The organism is Natronomonas sp., assembly GCF_036625485.1.
Lineage (GTDB): Archaea > Halobacteriota > Halobacteria > Halobacteriales > Haloarculaceae > Natronomonas.
Window position 1 is genome coordinate 1 of the sequence record NZ_JAZKTR010000141.1, and the last position, 6,058, is coordinate 6,058.

A 6,058-nucleotide genomic window follows, 5' to 3' on the forward strand; every position below is an offset into this window, starting at 1 on the left:
TCTCTTATTTATCGACCGCGTAGCGACAGCCTCGCCCGGAGCCGATTCTTTATATACGAAACCGCCGGACGTACACCCGAGTGACGGGAGGTTCGAGCGGTCGCCGGCAAGGAAGTCTGCGTGACGACCACGCCCTCTCGGAGCGGGCGCGGACGTATGGGGAGGCCGTGGTTCGAAGCGACGGCTGGCCGCTGTCGGCACTCGAACTCACCGACATCGCGTGGGCAACCACGACCCGTACCCGGCGGCGAAACGGTCGCTGTGCCTACGAACCCGATGGCGGTTGTGTCATCACCATCGGCGAACACGTCTACGAGCAGGGCGGCTTCGCGGCCTGCGAGGAGATCATCCGCCACGAACTCGTCCACGCGTGGCAACACCAGCACCGCGGCGAGCGAGCGGTGATTTCCGACGACGGCGCAAGGCTGGTTGACGGAGCGACGACGGCCCAAACGGTCCGCGTCAAGCCGGGACACGGCCCCTCGTTTCAGGCGTGGGTCGACCCGCTGGACCTCTCGGGCCGATGTTCGACGCCCTACGAACGGGAGCGGGCCGACTACAACTACGTCGTCGAATGCCCCTCGTGTGGCGAGTGGTGGGGAAAGTTCCGACTCTGCAAGACCGTTCGACAGGCCGCCCACGGCCGGGTCGGTGCAACCGGCTATCGGTACTGCACGGACTGCGAAACGCTCCTCTATCTCCGTTCTGGCGACCGATATCTCGACCACGGACCGCACGACGACGAGTCGATTCGTGCCTTCGCCGAGGGGGAGAGTACAGGGGTGCCGACGACGGCTATCCATCGGCTCGAACCGGCAAGCCAGTCGAACGGTAGTCGGCGATAGCTTCCGGCCCGTGCTTTTCAGAGGCTCGAAAGCACTGCCCGCCGGCCGCGTTCGAGCGCGATACCAGCGCCGAGCAGGACGAGGCCGGCGACGATGAGTGCGATAGACCCCGAGAGCGCGTCGATGACCGTTGCCTGGACGAAGGAGAGCGTCTGAAGCATCCCGCCGACAGCCGCGAGGTCGATGAACCGACGCGACTCCGTACGGTAGCCGAGATACCCGGTCGCGAACAGGCCCGCGAGCGTCGTGAGGTGGACGCCGATGAAAGCCGCCAAATCGGGGACGGTGTCAGGCGCGAGAACCGCGATTCCGAACGAACACGCGAGGGCGATCGCGGCGACGGCAGCCCATTCGACACCGGCCCGCCGCTCGGTGACCGACAGCCACACCACACCGGCGACGGCGCCGAGGGACGTCGCCACCAGTATCGCCGTCGGATCGAGCGTGAAGCGCTGGAACTGCCCTTCGAGAAGCGTCATTCCGAGCAAACCGACCAGCGCCATCGTGACGCCGCCGATTCGGTACGTCCACGCGACTGCGTCATCCCGCTGGTGGCCGAACGCGAACAGGACGATTCCAAGCCCCCCGAGAGCGGTAGCGAGAGCTGCTGATTCTTCGAGTGTAGCGACCAATACGGCAGCAAGGACGAGTCCGAACGCGGTCCCGACCCGCGAACCGAGGGCGTGGCCGGTCGGGAGCATGACGACCACCCACGCGAACAGCAGCCATTCCATCGCGAGATCGAGCGCGTAGAGGCTATCGAACAGGAAGACCGACGGTCCAACGAGGACGGCGCCGAGAATGCACATCGCGTGGCCGATCTTTGGCGCGTTGCGGTTGTAGCCCGCGACGCCGCCGACGTAGGCGAGCGTTGGAGCCGCGACCAGGACGACCGCTCGGGCGGGCCGAGAGAGGTCCTGCCAGTTCGTGGCGAGAAACAGCGCGATACCGGCGAACACGAGGACGGCACCGACGAGCGACAGCGCGAGTACGATACGCGGCCATCGTTGGTCCGCCCCCTCGTAGCGGGCCAGTATCTCCTCGGCCTGTTCGTCCGTGATTATCCCCTCACGGACCCACTCGTCGACTTCGTTTTGGAGGGCATCGGGGTCCATGGCCGTGGATGGTCGCGTGATTGTTTATAAATTGGGCCCGGTTCGAGTGACTGGGACAGCAACAGGAGCATCCGCGAGCGCCCGAAGGGCGCGAGCGGTTCCCCGCGCGAACGGAGTGAGCGCGGGACCAACGCCCGACTGTAAGGAGGGCCGCCGTGTCTTTTTCATGAAAGTTTTTGCCGTCATCAGACCGCTCCGCGGTCTGATTGCCCATCAGATTCCTTTGGAATCTGATGACCGCGAGCGCCGCTGGCGCTCGCGTACAAAAAGTTTCTACCACGGCTCGTCCTTCAGCCCGAACGCATAGGCGAGCATGTTCGTGCCGACGTGGAGGACGGGCGTCAGCACGAGGATGGCGACGATGACTGGGAGGGTGAAGGTAGCCCGGAACCAGCCGGTGGCGACGATGAACGTCAAGAGGAGCGAGACGACGACGAAATCGAGTTGGTCGACGCCGGGGAAGACGGCCCCGCGCTCGCGGCCGGTGCGGCGTTTGAGAAACGAGGCGAGGATGTCGCCGAGCATCGCGCCGAAGGCGAGGGCGATGGCGGCGTGGATGGGGAACTCGGGGATGCCGACGCCGGTGAGGCTGGCGAAGCCGTCGTGCAGTTGGTTGAGCAGAAGGGCGACGACGACACCGGCCGCGGTGCCGAAGGCGGTGCCCCGCCACGTCTTTCCGTCGCCGAGGATGCGCTTGCCGTCGTCGAGCGTTCGGCCACCGTCGATAGGGCGGCCGCCGCCGGCGAGGACGGCCACGTTGTTCGGGATATAAGCGGGCAGCATGGCCCAGACCGCGATGACGACCGTCTCGACTACCATATCCGGTCTGGACCCGGCGGAGGTATAAGAACGGCGGAACGCGACCCGAAGGAGTACGCTCTTGGGGCGGGCGGCAGTATTTGCCAGCATGATACCGCCAATCGCCCGGCGGTTCGTCGCCGGCGAATCCGCTGCGAGCGCGATGGACCACGCTCGGGAACTCAACGACGACGGGATCGGGGCGATACTCAATCTCCTCGGCGAACACTACGACGAACGGGGACCGGCCGACGACGACGCGCAAACCTACTGTTCTCTCATCGATGAGATCGGCGAGACCGATCTCGATGCCTGCATCTCGGTCAAACCCTCACAACTCGGCCTCGACGTCGGCGAGGGCGTCTTCCGGGAGAACCTCGAACGTATCGTCGAGGCCGCGGCGGCCAACGATGCCTTCGTCTGGATGGACATGGAGGACCACACGACCACCGATGCGACGCTCGATGCCTTCGAAGCACAGGTCGAAAGCTACCCGAAGATGGGGCTCTGCCTGCAGGCGAATCTCAAGCGAACCCCGGGCGATATCGAGCGATTGGCTGGCCTGCCCGGGAAGATACGACTGGTCAAGGGCGCCTACGAAGAGCCGTCGGATATCGCCTACAGCGACAAAGCCCGAGTCAACGAGGCCTACCGGGAGAACCTCGAACTCGCGTTTCAGGTGTTCGACGCCGGCGTCGCCATCGGGAGCCATGACCCCGAGATGATCGACCACGCGATGGACCTGCACGAAGAGTACGGCACTCCCTACGAGGTACAGATGCTGATGGGCGTTCGTGAGGATGCCCAGCGAGAACTCGCCGCCGATGGCGTCACCGTCTATCAGTACGCCCCGTACGGCGACAAGTGGCTCTCGTATTTCTACCGGCGCGTCATGGAGCGCAAGGAGAACGCGCTGTTCGCGCTTCGGGCCGTTCTCGGACGTTAATCCTCGTCGCCGTCGCCGTCACGAGAGGTCGTGGTTTCCTCGGTCACGTCGATGTGGATGCTCTGCTCGTGGCTCTCGCCGAACCCGGCACTGAGGATTCGTGTGAGCGCGTCCTCGACGTTTTCGTCGATTTCAGTGTAGCGGTCGGGTTCGACTTCGACCACGTAGCCGGTCGTGATGTTGGGCGCGGTCGGCAGGAAAAGCACGTCGCGGCCGTCCTCAGTCGTCTTCCCGGTTTTGAACGCGGTCATTCGCATTCCCTCCCACGTTTCGATTTTCACCGGCGTCTGCAGGTCGTCCGGCCCCGAAACCGCGGTTTCGACCGCCATCTTCGAGGCGTTGTAGACGACGCGGAGCCCGGGAAGCCGATTCATGATGCCGTCGAGGGCCTCCTCGAGGAAGTCCCCGACCGCAGTCCGCATCAGGTAACCGACCGAGAGGACGAGCAATCCGAAAAGCACCAGCGTAATCGCGACCCGTACGGCGACAGGTTGGCCCTCCAGCGTGGTCTCTAAAAACGGGAGATTGGCGATCGACTGATAAATGAACGCGACGACGTACGCGGTCACCAGAAGCGGGACGAGGACGATGAGCCCGCTCGCGATATCACGCTTCCAAGAGGACGAAAGCATTCGTCCGTAGATTTACCTGCCGCGTATTCAGCGCTTCGACCGAGTGACGCGAATGCTAACGGTCTACCGACAGTTCATCCGTCATCCGGAGCGACGCTTCCTCGTTCGGCCAGCATCGACGCCGCCCGGTCGGCCCAGTCGCCCCGATGAAAGCTCACCACGACGACGAGGGCCATCCAGATGTAGGCCAGGCCGATGCCGAGATACGCGCCGACGACCCCGTAGTCGAGCACGACGCCGACGAGATACGTAAAGCCGAGCATGAATATCGCCAGCCCCGACGTCCGGGCGACGAACGGAATTCGCGTCTCGCTCGCCCCGGCGAAGGCGCCCTGCAGGATGGCGAAGGTAACGAGGAAGATCGCCGTGAGGCCGTAGACCCGCGCGAACCCGGTCGCGTAGGTGATCGTTGCCGCGTCGTCGGTGAACACCGACACGAACGGTTCCGCGACGACCGCCAGTAGGACGCCGAACCCGCCGACGAGAAGGGCGCCCAGTCCAGCCGTCGCCCATCCCTGGAACCGCGCGAGCGCGGCGTCGCCGGCGCCGAGTGACTGTCCGACGAGGACGCTCGCACCGACGTGGAACCCACGGGAGATCGGCCCCGTCAACTGTTGATAGAGTCGGCGACCGATGTGGAACGCCGCGTTGACCTCCGTACCGAACCCGAGTAGGATCGCGTTCAGCGGGAACTCCACGAGCGTCGAGACGAGACCCTCGCCGACCGAGGGCGCGCTCACCTGCAACAGCTGTTTCGTGATGAGGAGATCCTGCGGGCGGGCCAGGTTGGCGTCAGCGACCCCCGTCGCGAGCGCCCCGAGTAACATGACGGCGGTGAAGACGTTGGCCGCCGCGGTCGCGATGCCGACGCCGACGACGGATAGTCGTGGTGCCCCGAGTAGGCCGAGCCCGAGCGTTATCGACCCGACGATGTTGAGGACGTTGGCGACGATGTTGACGTACATCGGTGTTCGTGTATCGCCGGTCCCCTGAAGCGATCGGGCAGCGATGAGGCCGACATGGCGGGCCGGCGCGGTCGCCAACACGATGGCGAGATAGGTTCCACCGAGAGCGGCGACCTCCGTCGGAGCGCCGAGCAGTGCGATGGCCTGCTCGCCGAAGAGGACGCCGCCGATAGCGAACGGGATGCCGATGACCGCACCGACGACGAGCGCCTGTGAGATGGCTTCGTCCCGATTGGCGGTCGCACCGCTGCCGGTATCCTGCGAGGACAGCGCGATAGCGCCGCTTCCCATCCCGAGGCCGACCCACAGCGGGAACCGAGCATAGAGGTCGGCGAGTCCGATGGCGGCGACCGCGACCGGCGAAAACAGCGCCGTCACGAGGATGTCGACGGTCCGCATCAGCGTCCGGGTGGTCTGTTCGACCATCACCGGCCACGACAGCGAGAGGATCCGACGCCACACCGACAGCAGTCGCTCGCGCACGACGGCGTCTTCACTCGCCGCCGATTTTATCCTTCTTGTGTCGGCCAGCCGAACGGGGGATATGGACGTGTTCGTCTACGGCACGCTCCGAGACCCCGATCGAGCCCGCGAACTGCTCGGCCACGCCGACTTCGGGCCGGAGGCACGGCTGGTCGGCCTCCATCGCGCCGACGGGCGCTATCCGACGCTGGCGCCGAGCGGTGAGACCGGCGGTCGGCTACTACACCTCAACGAAGGCGACATCGGGACGCTGGACGACTACGAGGGCGTCGAT

Annotated in this window: 7 protein-coding genes; 3 read left to right on the forward strand and 4 right to left on the reverse strand. The window is 65.2% G+C overall.

From position 1 onward, the window contains the following. The first annotated feature begins 80 nt into the window (after positions 1 to 80). Entirely contained in the window at positions 81 to 845 is a 765-nt protein-coding gene (locus tag V5A53_RS12005) for a SprT-like domain-containing protein (protein WP_332313853.1), read from the forward strand. A gap of 17 nt (positions 846 to 862) precedes the next feature. Here the strand turns inward: V5A53_RS12005 and V5A53_RS12010 are convergent, their stop codons facing one another. Both V5A53_RS12010 and V5A53_RS12015 read right to left on the reverse strand, forming a co-directional pair. Next, the gene (locus tag V5A53_RS12010; protein ID WP_332313854.1) at positions 863 to 1,960 is read right to left on the reverse strand and encodes a DUF2157 domain-containing protein; all 1,098 of its coding nucleotides are present in this window, start codon (positions 1,958 to 1,960) and stop codon (positions 863 to 865) included. A 273-nt stretch (positions 1,961 to 2,233) separates the two neighbouring features. After that, positions 2,234 to 2,779, reverse strand: a complete 546-nt coding sequence (locus V5A53_RS12015; RefSeq protein ID WP_332313855.1) for a CDP-2,3-bis-(O-geranylgeranyl)-sn-glycerol synthase — start codon at positions 2,777 to 2,779, stop codon at positions 2,234 to 2,236. An 88-nt stretch (positions 2,780 to 2,867) separates the two neighbouring features. Here V5A53_RS12015 and V5A53_RS12020 point away from each other — a divergent pair, with 88 nt between their 5' ends. Beyond that, positions 2,868 to 3,704 carry a proline dehydrogenase family protein gene (locus V5A53_RS12020; protein WP_332313856.1) on the forward strand — a complete coding sequence of 279 codons (837 nt, stop codon included), beginning with the start codon at positions 2,868 to 2,870 and terminating at the stop codon, positions 3,702 to 3,704. On the opposite strand, the gene V5A53_RS12025 is transcribed toward V5A53_RS12020, so the two are convergent. Both V5A53_RS12025 and V5A53_RS12030 read right to left on the reverse strand, forming a co-directional pair. Next, positions 3,701 to 4,336, reverse strand: a complete 636-nt coding sequence (locus V5A53_RS12025) for a DUF502 domain-containing protein (protein WP_332313857.1) — start codon at positions 4,334 to 4,336, stop codon at positions 3,701 to 3,703. The two genes, V5A53_RS12020 and V5A53_RS12025, sit on opposite strands and share 4 nt — an antisense overlap. 74 nt (positions 4,337 to 4,410) lie before the next feature. Continuing rightward, the gene (locus V5A53_RS12030; RefSeq protein ID WP_442928696.1) at positions 4,411 to 5,727 is read right to left on the reverse strand and encodes an MATE family efflux transporter; all 1,317 of its coding nucleotides are present in this window, start codon (positions 5,725 to 5,727) and stop codon (positions 4,411 to 4,413) included. Positions 5,728 to 5,845: 118 nt separating this feature from the next. Between V5A53_RS12030 and V5A53_RS12035 the strand changes: the two genes are divergently transcribed. After that, positions 5,846 to 6,058: gamma-glutamylcyclotransferase family protein (locus V5A53_RS12035; protein ID WP_332313859.1), on the forward strand; the 213-nt coding region annotated here is incomplete at its 3' end.